Raw genomic sequence first — 19,725 nt, forward strand, 5'->3', positions numbered from 1 at the left:
TGATGGCCAGTCATTGAGTTAGACTGGTCGCGGCAGTTTCGCTGGCGCGGTGGGGAGGCCCGGAAGGTGGCCCGATTTGTGGTCCTCGAACATCGATGGTCTGGGGTTCATTGGGACCTGATGCTGGAGGACGGTGAGACGCTCCGCACGTGGGCGATCGACAGCCCGATCGTGCCGGGCGTCGATCTGCCCGCCAGGAGCTTGCCGGCTCATCGCCGGGTTTATCTCGACTACGAAGGTGAGATTTCGGGGGGGAGGGGCGACGTCCGGCGAGTCGCCCAGGGGACGTATACGACGCTCTTCGAGTGCACGGATCGATTACGGATCCAGTTGGACGGCGATCAGCTCGCGGGGCCGGCTGAGGTCCGCAGGCTCGAGGTCGAGGCCGGTTCGTCCGAGGGCGCCGAAGCCTGGATCTTCCGCCTCGGGAATTTGGACTGAAGGACCTTGCGAGTGGGGAGAGTAGGGGGCTCGACGATCCCCTTGGATCGGCTCGACGTCCCCGCGAGTCGCATCTCGCCGTCGCCGATCTGGAGCTGTTCCAAAAGAACGCTGTCTGGCCCGGTTTTGCTCGCGTAGCGGATCCCGACCACCGGGAGGTCGTCGACTTCCTTGCGGTAGACGTCCAACCCGTTCGCACGCCCCATAGCGACGATCCGATCGATGACCTTGTCGGCCGGGACGGGGAGGACCCCCGCTCGGATCTTCTCGAGGGTGAACTCGAGCACGTTCGGCTCGGGGACGTTCGGGCGGGCCACGACCCAAATCACCGACCGGATCGGCCCCTGGTCGAGCTCGAAGGCCAGGGTCATCTGGTCGAGCTCGAAGGCGATTCGGGGCTCGTGGACCTCGGGCGGCAGCTGGTCGGCGAACTCGGTCACGAGGTCCTGCGCCAGCCAGGCGTTGACCTCCTCGTCGGAGAAGATCGCCTCCCAGCGGGGCTCGTTGTCGATGTCGTTGCGGAGCTGCAAGCTCGACGCCATGAACCGCTTGGCCTTCTCTTCACGCTGTTCGCGAGAGACCTTGATCATGGAGCGATAAAAAGCGGGCTCGTGCGTCAAAAGGCCCCAAAATCCGAACGGTACCCCGACGATCACGGCCAGGACAGAACCGAGGATGAGCGCTCGCTTGCCCGTCTTGCTGCGCATGGGGCGACCTTCTTCCAATCAAAGGGGGGAGAGGTCGGAGACGAGGGTTTGCCGGCCGGGTGGACGGTGCGCGGGTCGAGAGGATTCGGGGCCGGAGAACGGGATCGTCGCGAAGCATACGATGCCGCACCACGGGCGTCAACCCGAAGCGCGCGGAGTGTCGAACCCCCGAGCCGAACCGGTCGATCTCTCCGGAGGAGTTCCCTCGAACCCCTACCATCATCACGATGGGTCTCGCCCTATTGTTCGGGAGCCCCGATGGCTCCTATAGTAGAATGAACAAGGACACTCGTCAGGAGGAAACGTCTCGCCATGCCTCCTCGCCTGGTCTCTCTGGCCATCCTTCTCTTCTGGGTGGTTTCGGCGTCGAGCCTCATCCGCCGCGACATCCTTCCCGAGCTCGGCTTCGTCCGCCCGCCGGACTTGAGGACGATCGCCAGGGCCGAGGAGAACGCCGAGCCGGCCCGGTGGTCGGTCGACGTGATCGACAACCCCCTCGCCCCCGAGACGCGACGCTCCGTCGGATCGGCCATCACCGAGGCGAAGCGAGGGTCCGATGGCTGGATGCTCATGACCAGCCGGGTGGAGTTCAACCCCGCCGGCCTCCTCAAAGGTACCCCATTCCGGAACAATTCCCAGGAGCTTCTGGAGGTCAAGAGCACCTACCGGATCGATCCGTCGGGAAATTTGCAAACGTTCCAGGCGAAGGTCCGGTCGGCCTCGGATAACGAGGTCTGGCTCGAAGTCGAGGGACGACTCAAGGGGGGGGCGATCGAGATCGTCTCGAAGGGCCGGCTGCCGATCCTGAACCAGACCCGGACACTGCCATATCAGCCCCGGAGTCTCGTCCAGAATGCCCTGGGCCCCTTCGACCGACTGCCCGGACTCCAGGTCGGCCAACGTTGGGAGACCCGGATGGTCAGCCCGTTCACCGGCACGGTCGACACCGTCAGCGTCGAGGTGTCCCGTCGCCACGTGATCCATTGGGACAAGAGCCCGGTCAATGCGTTCGAGGTCGTCCACCACGTAGTGCCACTCTCGGCGAAGACCTGGGTCCGCGCCGATGGCCTGGTCCTCCGGCAGGAGGTGCCGTTTCCGTTTGTGAAGCTCGTGCTGGAACGTCTCCCGGATCGGGCCGCCAATTCCGACATCAATGCCGAGGTCACAGGACGATGATTGAGTTGCGCGGGGTCACGAAGATGTTCGGCCCGAAGAAGGCGGTCGATAACCTCGACCTCGAAGTGCGTGCGGGCGAGTTGTTCGCGTTCCTCGGCCCGAACGGTGCAGGGAAGACCACGACGATCAAGATGGTCTGCGGGCTCCTCTCGCCCAACTCCGGCATGGTCCGGGTCGGCGGTTTCCCCTCCGGGAACCGCGAGGCGCGACAGCTACTCGCGTACGTCCCGGACCAGCCTTTTCTCTATGAAAAGCTGACTGGCCGCGAATTCCTCCGGTTCGTCGTCGAGATGTACGGGATCGACCGCAAGCTCGCCAACACTCGGATCGCCGAGTTGATCGAAACGTTCGAGATGTCGGAGTTCGTCGACGAGCTCTGCGAGAATTATTCGCAGGGGATGAAGCAGCGGGTCGTATTCGCCTCGGCACTCGTCCACGACCCCAAAGTCCTGATCGTGGACGAGCCGCTGGTCGGGCTCGATCCCAGGAGTGCCCGGATCGTCAAGGATATCTTCATCGCACAGGCACGCTCGGGGGTCGCCGTGCTGATGTCGACGCACTTGCTGTCGATCGCCGAGGAACTCGCCGACACGATCGGAATTGTCGACCATGGCCGGATGCTCGCGAGAGGAACGCTCGCCGACCTCCGCCATGAGCTCCACTCGCACGGCCCGCTCGAGGACCTCTTCCTCCAGTTGACCGGGGGCATGCGGCCGCTCGCCAATGGCCGCCCGATGGTCCCGCAGGGGGGGCCGGTCGCATGAATCCGGCTCGCCCCAACCTCGCCTCCGAGAGCCAGGTCGCCCACGCATTCCGGGTACACCGGGGTCGGCTCCTCAGGAATACGATCCGCGTGCTCCTCTCCGGCTCGCGTCTTCGGATCCTGATGATCCTCATCTGCAGCGCGATCTTCTGGTCGGTCCTCTTCGGGATCTTCTTCGAGGGCTTCCGGTTCGTCGGCCTCTCGCTCGACCTCAAGAACACGATTATTGAATATATTTTTAGCATGTTCTTCCTCTCGCTCCTGATGATGCTGTTCTTCTCGACGGCGATCATCGTCTATGCGGGGCTGTTTCGGTCGAGGGAGGCGGCGTTTTTGCTGACGACCCCGGCGTCGGCTGACCGCATCTTCGCGTACAAGTTCCTCGAGGCGATCGGATTCTCGAGTTGGGGTTTCTTCCTGCTCGTGAGCCCGATGATGGTCGCGTACGGGATCACCGTGCCGGCCTCGGGGTCTTATTATGGGATCTTCTTCCTCTACCTGATTGCCTTCGTGGCGATCCCGGGGAGCCTTGGGGCGGTCGCGGCGATCCTCGTGGCCAACTACTTCCCGAGACGGCAGAAGACCGTGCTCGCGGTCGTGCTGGGGACGATCGCCGCGATCGTGATCTTCGTCGGCTTCCGCGTGATGAGGACGCCGGGAGAGACCCTGTCGAATGACTGGCTTGGTGGGCTCCTCGGACAACTGGCCTTCAGCCAGAATCCCCTCCTGCCGAGCCGTTGGATGTCGGCCGGGCTGGTGGCGGCCGCCCGAGGGGATTGGTCGGTCAGCCTCTTCTACCTCATGGTCCTGGCAGGGCACGCGGGTCTCGCCTACCTCGTCGCGGCCGTCCTGGCTCGAGACCTCTATCGCCAGGGATATGGGAGAGTGCAGGGGGGGCGCTCGGCACGCCGGAGGACCGGACGTTACTGGATCGACGAGACCTTCCACCGCCTCTTCTTCTTCCTCCCGAGGACGATCCGGCTCCTCATCCTCAAGGACCTCCGGACGTTCCGCCGCGACCCGACGCAATGGTCCCAGTTCCTGATCTTCTTCGGGCTCCTCGCCTTCTATTTCCTCAACATCCGCCGCCTCAGTTACGACCTCCAAAGCCCCTATTGGAGGAACCTCGTCAGCTTCCTGAACCTGTCCGTGACCGCGCTGATCCTCTCGACGTTCACGAGTCGTTTCATCTTCCCGCTCCTGTCGCTTGAGGGGCGGAACTTCTGGGTCCTCGGGCTGCTCCCCCTCGAACGCGAAGCGATCCTTTGGGGCAAGTTCGCGTTCGCCTCGGGAATCTCCCTGGTCGCTTCGGAGGCCCTGGTGATCCTGAGCGACCTGATGCTCCGGATGGGGCCCGCGATGATCGCGCTTCATATGGGGATGGTCGCCGTGCTCTGCCTCGGCCTGTCGGGCATCAGCGTCGGGCTCGGGGCCCGGCTCCCCAACCTCAAAGAAACCGACCCCTCGAAGATCGCCGCCGGCTTCGGGGGGACCTTGAACCTTCTCGTCAGTCTCGTCTTCATCTTCTCGATCGTGACGGCCCTCGCCGTCCCCTGCCACCTCTACTTCGCCGGCCAGGAGGACTCGGAATTCCGCACCGCGGTCTTCTCGCTCGAGCGATTCCGGTTCTGGATGACGATCGCCATCCTCGTCAGCCTGGTCCTCGGCGCCATCGGGACCATCGTGCCGCTTCGAATCGGGATCAAGGCGTTTCAGAAGATGGAATTCTGACCCCCCGACCGGCACACCTTGGCTGCCAGGAGGCTGCGCACGAGGCCGGCTCGGTCGAACGGGGTTGCGAGATTCCCTCTCCCGCCTATAATTTCAATAGGTTCTGAAATTCCGACCGAGAGTGTGCCGGAACGCCTCAGTAGGCGGCGGGCCTAGGGCTCAGACCGCCTTCGAGACCGGACGAGAGGGACGGAGATGGACGCTCCCATCCGCGTCGGCGCGGTCAACTACCTGAACGCGAAGCCCCTTTATTACCGCCTGGAAGACATCTCGCCTCGAGTCGAGCTCTTGATGGACTTCCCCAGCAGGCTGGCCGATCGCCTGACACGAGGGGAGTTGGACGTCGCGCTGATCCCTTCGGTCGAGTATTTCCGAGGGGCCGCGCTCGGCTACGAGATTCTCCCGGGGTTCGCCATCGCGGCCCGGGGGGCGGTGCGGAGCGTGAAGCTCTTCAGCCGGGTCCCGCTCGACCAGATCGATCGGCTGGCGCTCGACGCCGGCTCGAGGACGAGCCAGGCGCTGGTCCGGGTCTGGCTCGACGCCCGACACGGGGTCCGGCCGTCCCGGATCGAGCCCTTGCCCGTGGGCGTCCCCGCGCAGGAGAGCCTCGCCGACGCAGTGCTCGTGATCGGCGACCGCGCGATGACCGTCCCCGACGAGGATTTCCATGAGGTGGTCGACCTGGCCGAAGCCTGGAAGGCATTGACCGGCCTGCCGTTCGTGTTCGCACTCTGGGTCGTTCGGCCTGGTGTCGACCTCGGGGATCTCCCCGAATCGCTCGAGCGGAGCAGGGCGGAGGGCCTGGCCCACGCCGACGAGATCGCGTCGGCTCATGGACCAAGACTCGGCCTCGACGTCTCGACCTGCTACGATTACCTGACGCGTGTCTTGTCCTATGACCTCGGTGAGCCGGAAATCGCCGGCCTGCGCCGCTTCGCCGATATGGCCGCCAAGCTTGACCTCGCCCCGGAAGGAGTTGACCTTGTCTTCCACCCACGCCGCGACGTTGCAGCGCGTCGTTGAAGGCCACCGCCTGAGTTTCGATGACGCGGTCGAGTTGCTTCGTTCCGCGGACCTCCTCTCGCTGGGCAAGGCCGCGGACGCGGTCTGCAAGCGGCTCCATCCCGAGCCCTACCGCACGTATAACATCGACCGCAACATCAATTATACGAACGTTTGCACCGCGGTTTGCGACTTCTGCGCCTTCTACCGCAAGGTCGGCGACTCGGATGCGTACGTGCTCGACCGCGACGTCCTCCTGGAGAAGATCCGCGAGACCGTCGCGCTCGGCGGCGACCAGATCCTGATGCAAGGCGGGCTCCACCCTCATTTCAAGCTCGAGTGGTATGAGGAGCTGCTCCAGGACATCCGCTCGAACTACCCCCAGGTCAACATCCACGGCTTCAGCCCGCCGGAGATCCACCACTTCACAAAGGTGGCGAAGCTCCCCTTGCGCACCGTGCTCGAGCGGCTGAAGGCCGCGGGGCTGGGAAGCCTCCCCGGCGGCGGCGGCGAGATCCTCGTCGACCGCGTCCGCAAGGCGATGACGCGCGGCAAGGTGATGACCGACGATTGGTTGAACGTCCACCGGGTCTGGCACGAGCTCGGCGGCCGGTCGACGGCGACGATGATGTTCGGGCACATCGAGACCCTGGAGGAACGAGTCGAGCATCTCGAGCGTGTCCGGCAGCTCCAGGACGAGACCGGGGGCCTGACGGCGTTCATCTCCTGGACGTTCCAACCCGAGCACACCGAGATGGCCGACGTGCCCGCCTCGGGAGCCTTCGAGTATCTCCGGACCCAGGCACTCTCCCGGCTCTATCTCGACAATGTCCCGAATATCCAGTCTTCCTGGGTGACCCAGGGGCCGAAGATCGGGCAGCTCGCCCTCTACTTCGGCGCCAACGACATGGGCAGCCTCATGATCGAGGAGAACGTCGTCGCGTCGGCGGGGACGGTGTATCACCTCACGCTCGAAGAAATCAAGCGGGCGATTCGGTCCTCCGGGTACATCCCCCGGCAACGGAACGTGTTCTACGAATACATCGACACCGATCTGTCCGATGCGTCCGCAGCGCTCGCCGTGGTCTAGCCACCTCGCGCCGGTGTGATCGCTGCGGGATGGGGTTGCGTCGCCGGTCGACGCCCTCGATGATGGAGGCCTGGGGGAGGGATCCGGGAGGATCCCCCTCATCTCTCGGCGACCGATCGTCGCCTCACCCCGTTGCCTCGAGCGTTCGCGTGATCCAGGTCGAGAACCTCCAGAAGTCCTTCCTCGACTACCAGTCCGGCTGGATTCCGGCCGTCGACGGCGTCAGCTTCGAGTGCCACCCCGGCGAGGTCTTCGGGCTCCTCGGCCCGAACGGTGCGGGGAAGACGACGACCTTGCGAATCCTGAGCACCGTACTTCGGCCGACGGGCGGGCGTGCCGTAGTCGCCGGGCACGACGTGTTGCTCGAACCCGAGGCCGTCCGGGCCCGGATCGGTTATATGTCGGCGAGTACCGGGATCTACGACCGGATGACCGCCTGGGAGCTCGTCGAATACTTCGGCAGGCTCTACGGGCTCGCCCCCGACTACCTCCGCGGGCGGATGGAAACGATCTTCGACTGGCTCCAGATGAACGACTTCCGCAACGTCCTCGGCGCGAAGATGTCGACGGGGATGCGCCAGAAGGTCTCCATCGCGCGGACGATCGTCCACGACCCCCCGGTCCTGATCTTCGACGAGCCGACATCGGGCCTCGACGTCCTCGTGGCTCGCAACGTCCTCCAGAAGATCGCCGAGCTTCGCGACCAGGGGAAGACGATCCTCTTCTCGACCCACGCCATGCACGAGGTCGAGAAGCTCTGCTCTCGAGTCGCGATCATTTACAAGGGGAAGGTCCAGGCCGAGGGCGAGCCGCGAGAGATGCTCGAGAGGTTCAATCAGCCCGACCTCGAAGAACTCTTCTTCCACCTCGTCGAGAACGCGAAGGCACCCGTCCCCTCGACCTCCGCCGAACCTTCGGACTCCTGGGATCAATAGAGCGGATTTCCCTCGGTCAACACCGATCAAGCGACCCCGATCGAGCCTTTACAAGCCCGAAGCGCAAGCGAGTGAATCGATGTCACGGAAATCAAAGGACATTCACTCGCTTGCGCTTCGGGCTTGTTTCTTAAACGACGAGCGACTTGAGCGTCAGTCGCCGAGGACAGAGGCCCCCGAGTGCCCGGCCTGCGACGCACAACACCCGGACTTCGACGAGACTTAAGGCCCATGCGTTGGTCGAACATCTACGTGATCTTCCGCAGCGAGGTCCGGGACCAGGTGCGCGACCGCCGCACCCTCTTCATGATTTTCGTCATGCCGCTGCTGCTCTACCCGATGCTCGTCATCGGGATCTTGCAGTTCACGGCCGCCTTTGAGGAAAAGCCGAGGACGGTGCTCGTCGTCGGCTCGGAGGCCTTGCCCGAGTCTCCTCCACTCCTCAACGCCAACAAAGACGGCTTCGACCCCAAGCTCTTCGACTCTCCCGGCGAGGCAGCGAGACTTAAAGTTACCACCGAGAAGGCCGAAGGGGACTGGCTCAAGAAGGAGGTTCGCGAGGCGGAAATACGCGAAGGGCGGGCCGATGCCGTCCTCCCGGTACCCTCCGACCTCCGATCTCAACTCGACAAGATCGAGTCCGCGTCGACACCTATCCAATACGACAGCACCGACGAACGGAGCCAGATAACCTACCTCCGGGTCAAGGAGGTGGTCTCGCGTTGGAAGGAACGGATCGTCTCCGCCCGTTTGAAGCAGGACAACAAGCCGTCGGCCTATACCGCACCGATCCAGATCGTTTCGGCCGACATCGCGACGAAGGCGGAGATCGGCGGGAGTGTCTGGTCGCGGCTCTTCCCGTTCCTGCTCGTGATCATGTCGCTGACGGGTGCCTTCTACCCGGCCATCGACCTCTGCGCGGGGGAGAAGGAGCGGGGGACGATGGAGACTCTACTCATTAGTCCCGCCTCTCGCGCCGAGATCGTCCTCGGCAAGTTCTTCACCGTCCTCCTCGCCAGCGTGATGACGGCCCTGCTGAATCTCGTGAGCATGGGCCTGACGGGCTTCCAACTCGCCGGCCAGTTGAGCGGGATGACCGGGGGAAATCACGAGAGGATGGCATCCGTGATCGCGCCGCCGTCCCCCTCGGCCGCCTTCTGGATGTTGCTCTTGCTCATCCCCCTCGCGGCCTTCTTCAGTGCACTCTGCCTGGCCCTCGCGGTCCTGGCCAAGAGCATGAAAGAGGGCCAGTACTACATGACGCCGCTTTATCTTGTGTCGATCCCGCTCATCTTTCTGACGATGATGCCCGGGATCGAGCTGAATCTGTTCTATTGCCTCGTCCCGATCACCGGCGTCTCCCTGCTCTTGCGGGCGTTGATCATGGGAGACTACGGGATCGCCCTGAAGTATTTCCTCCCGGTCCTGATCCCGACCATCGTCTACGGGATCGTGGCGCTCCAGTGGGCCATTGACCAGTTCCGCCGTGAAGACGTGCTGTTCCGCGAGTCGGAGCGTTTCGACCTCCGGTTCTGGCTTCGCCACCTGATGCGCGACAAGCAACCGATCCCGAGCGGCGGCCAGTCCCTGTTCTGCTTCGCACTTATGCTCACGTCGGCCTGGTTCCTGACGAGCCTCCTCGTCTCGGGCGACCCGGAGAAGACGATCACGAGCATGGCCATCAGCCAAATCGCCTTTATCTTGCTACCCCCGGTCGTGCTCGCAATCTTCTTGACGTCATCGCCCCGGCGCACCCTCCGCCTCAACTGGCCCAGCCCGCGTTACCTGGCGATCGCCGCGGCGCTGGCCTTCACGATGAATCCGCTGATTACGGAGATGTCCCCGATCGTCGAGCAGTTGTTCCCTGTCTCTCAAGTCGTCAAGGACGCGCTCTCGAAGATGTTGGGTGCGGTGCCGAATCTCGGGATGGCCCTCGTGACGTTCGCTCTGATCCCCGCCGTCTGCGAGGAGTTCGCGTTCCGAGGGTTCATCCTCAGCGGCCTCCAATCGCGTTACGACGACCGCGTCTCGATCGTGCTTTCCGCGTTCCTCTTCGGGTTCCTCCACGTCCTCTTGAGCCTCTTCCAGCAACTTTTCAACGGGACCCTCCTCGGGCTCGTCCTGGGGTTGATCGCCGTCCGGAGCGGAAGCATTCTCCCCGGGATCGTCTTCCACCTGATCAACAATGGCATGGCAGTTTCCACCGGCTACTGGGTCAATCAACCCTGGGGCCGGACTTTCGCCTCATGGATCTATCGGGATCCCACTCGCGGCCTTTATCATGGCCCGGTCGTCGTAATCGGTGCAGTGGCCTCCGTCGTATTACTCGGGATCCTGGTCCGCGACCGGAGACTCAAGCCGGCTTCGAAGTCCAAGGTTACCGACAATCAATTCGAGACGTTCGAAGCAGTGCGCTAGACCCGCGTACCCTGCCCCTCGTCCCATTGGGACCGGCGACACGGATGAGATCGAACTCACTGACCCTGGCCGCCCGTTACCTCTTCCCCGTCGAAGGTCCGCCGATCGCGGATGGCTGCCTCACGATCGAAGGCGGTCGGATCGCGTGGTTCGGGCCCTCGACCGACCGGAGGGCCGACCTCGACCTCGGTAACGTGGCGGTTACGCCAGGGTTCATCAACACCCACACCCACCTCGAGCTCTCGGCCCTGGAGGGCTCGTCGACGTCGGAGATCGTGGTCGAGGACGAGATCGCCTGGCTCCGACGAGTGATCGACCAAAGGCGGAACGGGCCCGAAGGATCGCTGGACGCAGCCGTCGGCCGGAACCTCGTCGAAGCCGTCCAAGCCGGGACCACGACCCTGGCCGACACGACGACCGCCGGCCTGAGCTGGGACCAGGTGGCGAAAGCCCCGTTGCGAGCCGTCGTGTTCGCCGAGATGATCGGGCTCAGGTCGATGCGGGCGCTCGAGACGAGCGAGGCGGCCTGGGACTGGATGAACACGATCCGACCCGAAGCTCAGGTCGTCGCGAATGCCCGCCCGGGACTCAGCCCGCACGCCCCGTACAGCACGTCGGGGCGGCTCTATCACAAGGCCGCCGCGAGCCAATTGCCGCTGTCGACCCACCTCGCCGAAATGCCCGAAGAGCTCGAGCTGCTCGAGAACCGGAGCGGGCCGCTCCGTCGGTTCCTCGAAGACTTGGGCGCGTGGGATGACGAGTGGGAGCCGATCGGCCCAAGACCCGCAGACTACGTGCGCCGGGGTGAGCTTCGCAACGCCGACTGGCTGATCGCCCACGGGACCTACTTCGAACCATCGGAGTTCTGGCAACTGAGGCCCGAAGCCGCCCCGAACGGCCACAGGGTCGCGGTCGCGTATTGTCCGAGGACCCACGCGCGATTCGGGCACACCCCCCACCCTTATCGGGCCATGCTCGAGCGGGGCGTCGTGGTCTGCCTCGGGACCGACAGCCTGGCCTCCACCCCCACGCTCAGTGTGCTCGACGAGATCCGCTTCCTCCACCACCGGGATGATTCGCTCGCCGGAGCCCTCCTCCTGACGATGGCCACGCTCTTCGGCGCCTGGGCCCTCCGCGCCGAGAACACGACCGGCAGCCTCAAGGTCGGCAAATCGGCTGACTTCGCCATCATCGGGCTCCCGGACCGAGACGACCGCGATCCCCACCGCCTGATCCTCGAATCCAACCTCCCCGTTGTGGCGACCCTATTCGAAGGGGACTTCGTCCACGGCCCCTGGAAGGTTTGAGTCGCTCGACCACCTCGGCGCCGCAAACACGAGCACCTGCCCGAGCGAGCCGGCCTCCCCGGATTCTTCAAAAAAACCTCATAGAAACATGGTAGCGAGTCCCCCGGGCCGGTGGCACGATAGGGCCTTCAACCTTGGACGCCCCGAATCCGTCGACACGAGAGGCCGCCATCATGTTTCGACGTCTCCTGGCAGCGACCGCCGCACTGCTGTCGCTCCTGACATTGCCCTTCCTGCTCGACAGCCGAGCCGAGGACGAGGGTAAGGAAAACGCCGCCGAGCGTGCTCGTTATGCGGGCCCATCCGACAAGGGTTTCCTACTGCCGAATGGCTGGACCCTCACGCCGGCCGGCGACCAGGTCGCCTTGACGGACCTGCCCCTGAACATCGTCCCGCTCGCCGACAGCCAGCATGCGTTGGTCGCCACGAGCGGGTTCAATCCCCATAAACTCTCGCTCGTCGACCTGAAATCCAAATCCATCGTCGGCGAAGAGGGTGCCCGTCAGAGTTGGTTCGGACTCGCGCTCGACGAATCCTCGAGCAAGGTCTGGTGGTCGGGCGGTGGTGCGGATCAGATCCACACCTTCGACCTCAGAGGGACGACCCTTTCGAAGACGAGCGTACCCGAGGCCGAGCCCGTCAAGGGGAAGGCACGACCCAAGGCGGATCGTGCCGAACCGAAGCATTTCCGCAGCGGCCTCGCCCTCGACCGGTCCAAGAAAACCCTCTACACCCTCGATATCAACGCAGGGACGATTACCGCGCAGTCGGCCGAGGGTCAGGCGCAGCCCGCCCCAAAGACCGCACAGGCCGGAGTCCGACCTTACGACGTCGCCGTGAGTCGAGACGGCCGTCAGCTCTTCGTCTCGGACTGGGCGAGCCGCCTCGTCCTGGTCCTCAACGCGGACGAGCTCCGGGTCGTGGCGAAGATCCCCGTGGGCGAACACCCCAACCAGATTGCAATCCACCCCAAGGACGACCGGATCTTTGTCGCGAACGCCTCAAGCAACAGCGTCTCGGTCATCGACTCGAGGCGCGGGATCGTCATCGAGACGATCATGACGGCCCTCTTCCCTCAGGCCCCGGAGGGGAGCACCCCCGACGCATTGGCATTGGCCCCCGACGGCTCGACGCTGTATGTCGCGAACGCCGACAACAATTGCGTGGCCGTCGTCGACGTCGGCGTCCCCGCCAAGAGCCAGGTCAAGGGATTCATCCCGACCGGCTGGTACCCCACGTCGGTGGCGGTCACACCCGACGGCAAGAACCTGCTTGTCGGGGTCGGCAAGGGGAACCAGAGCCAGCCGAATCCGCCGAGCGAGGCCTACCGGAAGCGGGTGGAGTCGACCTTGCTCAAGGAGAAAATCGAGCTGCCCGCGGACGTCAAGAAGGAGCTGATGAAGTTCCCCTACATCGGGACCACCCTCACCGGCTCGCTCTCGATCGTGCCGATCCCCGACGACGACCGGCTCTCCGACTACACGGCGGCCGTCTACAAGAACTGCCCGTACTCCGACAAGCTCCTCTCCCATGCGCCGAGCGAGTTGAAGACGGCGATCCCGACGAAGGTGGGCGACCCCTCGCCGATCAAGTACGTCATTTACATCATCAAGGAGAATCGGACGTATGATCAGGTCTTTGGTGACATGCCCAGGGGCAACGGCGACCCCGCCCTGACCCTATTCGGTGAACAGGTCACGCCAAACCATCACAAGCTGGCGCGTGAATTCGTGCTCCTCGACAACCTCTACTGCAACGGCCACGTCTCGGCCGACGGCCACCCCTGGTCGACGATGGCCTACAACACCGACTACGTCGCCAGGAACTGGGCGTTGACCTACTCGAGGCGGGCCGGGGTCGACGACGACGACGATGACGACCTCGCCAAGGCCCCCTCGGGCTACCTCTGGGATGCCTGCGCCCGCGCCGGGCTCTCGTACCGCAGCTACGGCGAGTACGGCAAACGCGTGAGCACGGGCGAGGGGATCACGAAGATGGAAGGGCGCGTCCCCGGCCTCGTCGGGCACTTCAGTCCCGACTACGGTCTCGAACCCCGCGACACGGGGGATGCCGAGGTGTTTCTGAAGGAGTATCGCGAGTTCGAGAAGGCGGGGACCATGCCCCGATTCATCGTGATGAGCCTCGGCGAAGATCACACGAGCGGCACGACCCCGGGCGCCTTCACCCCTCAGGCGTGCGTCGCGAGCAACGACCTGGCGCTCGGTCGGATCGTCGAGGGGGTCAGCCGGAGCAAACTCTGGCCCGAGACGGCCATCTTCGTGATCGAGGACGATGCCCAGAACGGGCCCGACCACGTCGACGCCCACCGCACCGTCGGCCTGGTCGTCAGCCCTTACACCAAGCGAGGCACGCTCGACAGCACCCAGTACGGCACGGTGAGCATGATCCGGACAATGGAGCTGATCCTCGGCCTCTCGCCGCTCAGCCAGTACGACGCCGCGGCCACGCCCATGTTCCGCAGCTTCACCGACAAGGCCGATACCACGCCCTATAGCCCCGAGCCCGCTCGGATCGACCTCAACGCCAAGAACACCACCCTCGCCTACGGGGCCGACCGTTCGAGCAGGATGGACTTCAGTGAATATGACAAGATCGATGACTTCGAGCTCAACGAGATCCTCTGGCACGCCGTGAAAGGCAAGGACGCCCCGATGCCTCCGGCCGTTCGTCGGGCCATCGCCTATCGGATCAGCCCCCAGAACTGATGGAGAACAAGCGACGTGTAAGGCGACGTGCCCGTGACTCGACCTCGCCGTCGATGCCCGGCAAACCATAACGCCTCGACGACGAAGCCCGGCGTCCAGACGCCGGGCTTCGTCGTCGAGGGCAGGGGATCCCATATTAAGTTTGGTATCGCGAAGGCGCCGGACTATTCCGAAGTCGCGATCGCGTCGTCCGATGGCCCCGTGATCGGAGTTTTGGCGGCGACCGGCGTCGGCGCCCCGTCGGCGTTCAGTGCGACCTCATGACAGGCCGTCCCATCAACGTCCTTGCGCAAGAGGAGGTAGATGAGGGAGGACGACGACCAGAAATAGCTGAAGGCCCAGCCCTGGATGAGCAATTGGACGAGGAAGAGCCACCAGGCATGGAATGATGCGGCGGTCGGGTCGACGGGGCCGGAGACGGTGCCGAAGAGCGTCCCGACTAGCGGTCGAGACGCGGAGGAGAAGGTCAGGCTCCACTCGGTCAAGTGGACGACGAGCATCGCGAAGACTTTGACGAAGACGAGCCCGAGGATTCCCATCAACCAGCAGATCGAGAGATACGCGAGGTATCGCCCCGGACGCTGATGGACATAAGCATAAGACCGGCTCAAGGCGTCGAAGCCGTCTTCGGCCTCGGCCGCGACGCTCGCGTGCATCAGCGGCCATCCGGCGGCCAGGCCGACCAGGATCAGGGTCATCATCAGGCCGGCGAACAGGGGGAGGAACAGGAAGAGCCCCGCCAGGACGGGTCCGAGCCGGGTGGGGATGAGATATAAGAGGCTGAAGACCGCGGCGAAGGCGGCGAAGATCGCCACGCCCAGGAGCGGGCTCAAAGGGGCGACGACCAAGGGGATCAGCTTCCTCGACGAAAACCGGAGCGCATCGCCGAGGCTCGTCCGCGTCCCCGGCCCGACCTGGAGCATCGCGATCCGGCAGATAGCCCCGCCGATGATCCCCCAGACTGCCGCCGCCCAGCACGCCGCGAGGATCGCATGGAGGAAGGACCACCCGTCGTTCTCGGTGGAGAAGACTTCGATGAACGGTCCGACCACGAATCGAACGGGCTCGGTCAGCAGCCAGGGGGCCGAGGCGAGGTCGGGGACGGGTTGTTTCGGTAGGATCGGGTCAACGGGCCGGGCCGGTCGCCAAACCGACGGCGTGATCGTGTTCGATCCGGGGAAGACCCGGTTCAGCGCATCCCAACCCAGGTTGAGCACGACCAGGCCGAGCACGGCGAGGATGAGCTTCTTCGGATCGGTCGCGATCCCGACGGCCCGGAACAATCGGGTCCAGGGGAAGAGTCGGCCCAGGGAAACTTCCCGTGCGTCCGACGGTCCGGAAACCATGTTGTCGATTCCTCCTCCATGAGACGGTCAGGGGACCAGACAGGTCAGAATTTCCGAGGACACACCCTCCGGCTTGATCTCGCAAGGCCCGATCGATGCGGGCAAGAGGAGAGATTCGCCGTAGCGGAGAGTCGTCGAGGTCCCCTGGTAAACCACATTCGAGATCCCTTCCAACCCGAGCACGATCGTGAATCGTTGGGGATCTCCGACGCGAGCGGTGCCGTTGAGCCGGAGCCGTTCCAGAGCGAAATAGGTGGAGCGTGCGAGCGTCTCGCGCGTACCCCCTTCGCAGGGGGTCGGTGTGACCTTCAGCGGCTCGACGGGACCGGCGCTGAAGTCGATCGATTCGAGCGCCTCGGAGAGATGGAGTTGCCGAGGCTTGCCGTCGGGCCCGACCCGTCCCCAGTCGTGGACGCGGAACGTCGCGTCGGACATCTGCTGGATCTCGGCGAGCACCACCCCCGCGCCGATCGCGTGCACCGTCCCGGCCGGGATCAGGATGCAGTCCCCCGGCTTCGCTTCGAAGCGATGGAGCAGGGGTTCGACCTCGCCCTTCTCGAGGGCCTCGGCGAAGGACTCGCGCGTAACCCCCGCGCGAAGTCCGGCGTAAATCAGGCTGCCGGGCTCGGTATGCAGGATCACCCAAGTCTCGGTCTTGCCGTTGTCGTCGGCGAGCCGACGGCCGAGATCGTCGTCGGGATGGACCTGGACCGAGAGGTCCTGATGGGCGTCGATGTACTTGACCAGGAGCGGGAACTGCTGCCGAGGCCCGAGGCCCTCGCCGAGCAGTTCCTTGCCTCGGGTCCGGATCAGGTCGCGGAGCGTTGAGCCCGAGAGCGGGCCTTCGATGACGCGGCTCACGTCATCCCGATGGTCCGAGATTTCCCAGCTCTCCGCATAACGATCGCCGGCGCCAATCGTCTTGTTAAGGACGGTCGCCAGTCGTCGCCCTCCCCAGATCAGCTCTTTGATGATCGGCTCGAAGCGGAGGGGATAGAGGGGTTCCGCCACCATCGAAGGGATTCCCAGGGTTTCGAACGCGGTCAGCCAAAGTTCAACGCGGCCCCCTAGTTGTAACGGGAGCGATGCGACGATGTCCACCCGAGTCGGCGAACTCGAGGCCCTCGGCGGGACCGGTTCGCCCTAGAACGACGGTCGGGGAGTATGCTATCGTGAAGAACAGGAACGCTCCCGCCCGAATGGCCGTCCCCGAGAGGCCCAAGGCGGCGCCGCATCAAAAAGGGTCCCGGCCTCGGGATCGGCCGTCGCGACCCGCGTCTCCTCCCCTCCTGCCCGCTCGCTCGGCGCACCCCTTTGGGCTATTCAGGGTGGTCTAGTTCCATGCCTACCGAAAAGAATCTCTTCGATGAAGAGCAGTCGATGGTTTCAATGAGCTTCGGAGAGCATATCGAAGAGCTCCGCTCTCGGCTCATCCTGGCGCTGACCGGCCTCGTCGTCGGGGTCATCGTGACGTTCGTCCCGCCATTGGACCTCGGCAAGCGAATCATGACCAAGATGGAGGAGCCGGCGACCGCCGCCCTCACCGCGTTCTATACGGAGCAAGCGAAAGAACGCTCGGCCGAGGCCGACAAGGAGAGAGCCGTCTCCACGACATTCCAGGCCATGGTGCCGGCCGAGGATTTCATCGCCGAGCTCAGGAAGCTGGCCCCTGGTCTGGCCCTGCCGAAAACGGCAGACTTGAAAGGGCGGACGATCAACTTCCCGATCAAATACGCCCAGTCCTCGATCATCCGTCTCGTCGATAGCGGGAGCCGTCCGGTCCGGGCGCTGGTCTCGCTCGCCCCGCTCGAGACCATGACCATCTATTTCATGGTCTGTCTCGTCGCCGGCCTCGTCATCGCGAGCCCCTGGGTCTTCTACCACCTCTGGGCCTTCATCGCCGCCGGGCTGTATCGACACGAACGGCATTACGTCACCAAGTTCCTGCCGTTCTCGCTCGGGTTGTTCCTCTCCGGCGTGTTCCTCTGCTTCTTCGGCGTGCTGCCGATCACCTTGAGCTTCCTCCTCGAATTCAACGTCTGGCTCGGGATCGAGCCCACCTTGCGACTCTCCGACTGGATGAGTTTCGCGACGGTCCTGCCGCTGGTCTTCGGGGTCTGTTTCCAGACGCCGCTCGTCATGATGTTCCTCGCCTTGATCGGTATCTTCACGGTCGAAGATTTCCGCTCGAAGCGCAAGATGGCCATCCTGATCATCGTGGTCGCCGGTGCGGTACTGACGCCCGGGCAGGATCCTTTCAGCCAATGTCTGCTGGCCGTCCCGATGATCATCCTCTACGAGCTGGGCATCCTCCTCGTCAGCAGGAGCCCCGCGATCAAGCGTGCGAGCTACGCGGACTGAGGTCGGCGAACCATCGACGAGCGTGGAGTCCCCGGCTAGGGGCAAGTATGGGTGAGAATATCGGCATTGTTTACCTCGTCGGGGCCGGCCCCGGGGATCCTGGACTTCTCACTCGACGAGGTGCCGAGCACCTGGCGCAAGCCGAGGTGGTCGTTTACGACCACCTCGCAAGCCCCCGATTGCTCGACTTGGCCCCTCGCCAGGCCCTCCGCATCTGCGCGGGGAAGTCGATCGGTCATTGCACGCTCTCGCAGTCGGAGATCAATGAGGTCCTTGTCGCACACGCCAGGGAAGGCCGGGTGGTCGTCCGGCTCAAGGGGGGAGACCCGTTCGTCTTCGGTCGAGGTGCGGAGGAGGCGGAGTTCCTCCGAGATGCCGGGATCCCCTTCCGGATCGTGCCCGGAGTCACGGCCGCCGTGGGGGTGACCGCCTATGCGGGTATCCCGATCACGCATCGCGATTCCGCGTCCGCCGTCGCGTTCGTCACCGGGCACAACGCGCCGGGGTCGTCGAGCGAACGAGGACGGCTCGACTGGGAGGCACTCGCCCGGTTCCCAGGGACGCTCGTGATTTATATGGGCGTGACCAGGCTCGAAGTCCTCTGTCAGACCCTCATTCGATTGGGCAGGCCCGCGACAACACCCGCGGCGCTCATCCAGTCGGGCACGACGGCCCGGCAACGGACGGTGACCGCCACCCTCGACGATCTCGCCACCAAAGTTGCGGAGTCAGGCCTGGGGCCACCGGCCTTGCTGGTCGTGGGGGATGTCGTCACTCGCCGAACGACCTTGCGATGGTTCGAGGATCGACCGCTCTTCGGCCAGCGGATCGTCGTCACTCGCCCGATCGACGAGGCCGACCGTGCTGCCGCAGAGCTCGAAACGCTGGGGGCCGAGACGTTGATTGCCCCCACGGTCGTCATCAAGCCACTCGACGACTTCCACGAGCTCGACCGCACGATCGCCCGGCTGTCAGAGTTCGACTGGCTCGTCTTCACCTCGGGAAACGGTGTTCGGCATTTCGTCGATCGCCTCGAGTTCCTGGGACTGGACCTCCGGGCATTAGGGCACTTGAAGCTTGCCGCGATCGGTCCAGTCACGGCGAGTGCGCTGGAGCGCCTCCACCTCAAGCCCGACGTCGTCCCCGCCAGTTTCCGGTCTGAGGGGCTCGTCGAGTCGCTCCTCGAGCGCGTGACTGGACGACGCATCCTGCTCGCGCGAGCGGACCGCGGACGCACCATCCTGCTCGACGAGCTCTCGAAGGTTGCCCACGTCGAGCAGGTGGCCGTCTACCGAAACGCCGATGTCGAGGCAATTCCTGAGGAGATCCTCGAACGGATCGAGGGGGGGAGCGTGGATTGGATCACGCTCACCAGTTCGGCAATCACGGAGCGACTCCACGGGCTCTTGCCCGAGCTTGCCCGCCAACGCATCGGTCACGAGATCCGGCTAGCGAGCCTCAGCCCGGTTACGTCGGAGACAGCCGCCCGACTGGGATGGCCCGTCGCGGCGGAGGCCCAATCCTCGACCTGGGACGCACTCGTCCAGGCCATCGTTGATCGTGCGGCCGAGGAACGCCGAGAAGCAATGTAAGTCAGGGCGTCGAAACGCAGAAAGACGAAGGCCGTCGCCCCGGTCGCGATTCATACGCGCCGGTGTGACGGCCCGATTCGATCGATGGGCACCAGATGCCTGTTTTCGACGACAGACGGACGCGTGCGCT

The 19,725-nt window shown here is 64.4% G+C and carries 15 protein-coding genes; 12 read left to right on the forward strand and 3 right to left on the reverse strand.

The annotated features are described in order from the left end of the window. The first annotated feature begins 120 nt into the window (after positions 1 to 120). Positions 121 to 441, forward strand: coding sequence for a DNA polymerase ligase N-terminal domain-containing protein (locus ACYOEI_RS20745; RefSeq protein ID WP_462851570.1), 321 nt, complete (start codon positions 121 to 123; stop codon positions 439 to 441). Here the strand turns inward: ACYOEI_RS20745 and ACYOEI_RS20750 are convergent. Further along, positions 342 to 1,148, reverse strand: a complete 807-nt coding sequence (locus tag ACYOEI_RS20750) for a hypothetical protein (RefSeq protein WP_462851471.1) — start codon at positions 1,146 to 1,148, stop codon at positions 342 to 344. The genes ACYOEI_RS20745 and ACYOEI_RS20750 overlap by 100 nt on opposite strands. 312 nt (positions 1,149 to 1,460) lie before the next feature. On the opposite strand from ACYOEI_RS20750, the gene ACYOEI_RS20755 reads away from it, so the two are divergent. From ACYOEI_RS20755 to ACYOEI_RS20795, 9 genes are all read left to right on the forward strand, one after another. Beyond that, positions 1,461 to 2,324 carry a hypothetical protein gene (locus ACYOEI_RS20755; protein WP_462851472.1) on the forward strand — a complete coding sequence of 288 codons (864 nt, stop codon included), beginning with the start codon at positions 1,461 to 1,463 and terminating at the stop codon, positions 2,322 to 2,324. Further along, entirely contained in the window at positions 2,321 to 3,088 is a 768-nt protein-coding gene (locus tag ACYOEI_RS20760) for an ABC transporter ATP-binding protein (RefSeq protein ID WP_462851473.1), read from the forward strand. Before ACYOEI_RS20755 ends, ACYOEI_RS20760 begins: the two co-directional genes overlap by 4 nt. Next, complete coding sequence (locus tag ACYOEI_RS20765; protein WP_462851474.1) at positions 3,085 to 4,818, forward strand: putative ABC transporter permease subunit; 1,734 nt, start codon at positions 3,085 to 3,087, stop codon at positions 4,816 to 4,818. The genes ACYOEI_RS20760 and ACYOEI_RS20765 overlap by 4 nt, the downstream gene beginning before the upstream one ends. Before the next feature lie 195 nt (positions 4,819 to 5,013). Next, on the forward strand, positions 5,014 to 5,841 hold the full coding sequence (locus tag ACYOEI_RS20770) for a menaquinone biosynthetic enzyme MqnA/MqnD family protein (protein ID WP_462851475.1): 828 nt from the start codon (positions 5,014 to 5,016) through the stop codon (positions 5,839 to 5,841). Then, on the forward strand, positions 5,801 to 6,910 hold the full coding sequence (gene mqnC, locus ACYOEI_RS20775) for a cyclic dehypoxanthinyl futalosine synthase (RefSeq protein WP_462851476.1): 1,110 nt from the start codon (positions 5,801 to 5,803) through the stop codon (positions 6,908 to 6,910). Before ACYOEI_RS20770 ends, mqnC begins: the two co-directional genes overlap by 41 nt. A 149-nt stretch (positions 6,911 to 7,059) precedes the next feature. Next, positions 7,060 to 7,845, forward strand: coding sequence for an ATP-binding cassette domain-containing protein (locus ACYOEI_RS20780; protein ID WP_462851478.1), 786 nt, complete (start codon positions 7,060 to 7,062; stop codon positions 7,843 to 7,845). A 231-nt stretch (positions 7,846 to 8,076) separates the two neighbouring features. After that, positions 8,077 to 10,263: an ABC transporter permease subunit/CPBP intramembrane protease gene (locus ACYOEI_RS20785; RefSeq protein WP_462851479.1), complete on the forward strand. Its 2,187-nt coding sequence runs from the start codon at positions 8,077 to 8,079 to the stop codon at positions 10,261 to 10,263. 44 nt (positions 10,264 to 10,307) lie between these two features. Further along, positions 10,308 to 11,570, forward strand: a complete 1,263-nt coding sequence (locus tag ACYOEI_RS20790) for an amidohydrolase family protein (protein WP_462851480.1) — start codon at positions 10,308 to 10,310, stop codon at positions 11,568 to 11,570. Between the two features lie 173 nt (positions 11,571 to 11,743). Beyond that, complete coding sequence (locus ACYOEI_RS20795; RefSeq protein WP_462851481.1) at positions 11,744 to 14,296, forward strand: bifunctional YncE family protein/alkaline phosphatase family protein; 2,553 nt, start codon at positions 11,744 to 11,746, stop codon at positions 14,294 to 14,296. A gap of 164 nt (positions 14,297 to 14,460) precedes the next feature. Here the strand turns inward: ACYOEI_RS20795 and ACYOEI_RS20800 are convergent, their stop codons facing one another. Together ACYOEI_RS20800 and ACYOEI_RS20805 are read right to left on the reverse strand one after the other, a co-directional pair. Next, on the reverse strand, positions 14,461 to 15,642 hold the full coding sequence (locus ACYOEI_RS20800; RefSeq protein ID WP_462851482.1) for a hypothetical protein: 1,182 nt from the start codon (positions 15,640 to 15,642) through the stop codon (positions 14,461 to 14,463). A gap of 27 nt (positions 15,643 to 15,669) precedes the next feature. Further along, positions 15,670 to 16,656 carry a type I phosphomannose isomerase catalytic subunit gene (locus tag ACYOEI_RS20805; RefSeq protein ID WP_462851483.1) on the reverse strand — a complete coding sequence of 329 codons (987 nt, stop codon included), beginning with the start codon at positions 16,654 to 16,656 and terminating at the stop codon, positions 15,670 to 15,672. Between the two features lie 327 nt (positions 16,657 to 16,983). On the opposite strand from ACYOEI_RS20805, the gene tatC reads away from it, so the two are divergent. Both tatC and cobA read left to right on the forward strand, forming a co-directional pair. Next, positions 16,984 to 18,003 (forward strand): twin-arginine translocase subunit TatC, encoded by a 1,020-nt coding sequence (gene tatC / locus ACYOEI_RS20810; protein ID WP_462851484.1) that lies wholly within the window; start codon positions 16,984 to 16,986, stop codon positions 18,001 to 18,003. Positions 18,004 to 18,050: 47 nt separating this feature from the next. Next, the gene (gene cobA / locus ACYOEI_RS20815; protein WP_462851485.1) at positions 18,051 to 19,595 is read left to right on the forward strand and encodes a uroporphyrinogen-III C-methyltransferase; all 1,545 of its coding nucleotides are present in this window, start codon (positions 18,051 to 18,053) and stop codon (positions 19,593 to 19,595) included. Positions 19,596 to 19,725: the final 130 nt, after the last annotated feature.

It is taken from the genome of Singulisphaera rosea (assembly GCF_054877945.1).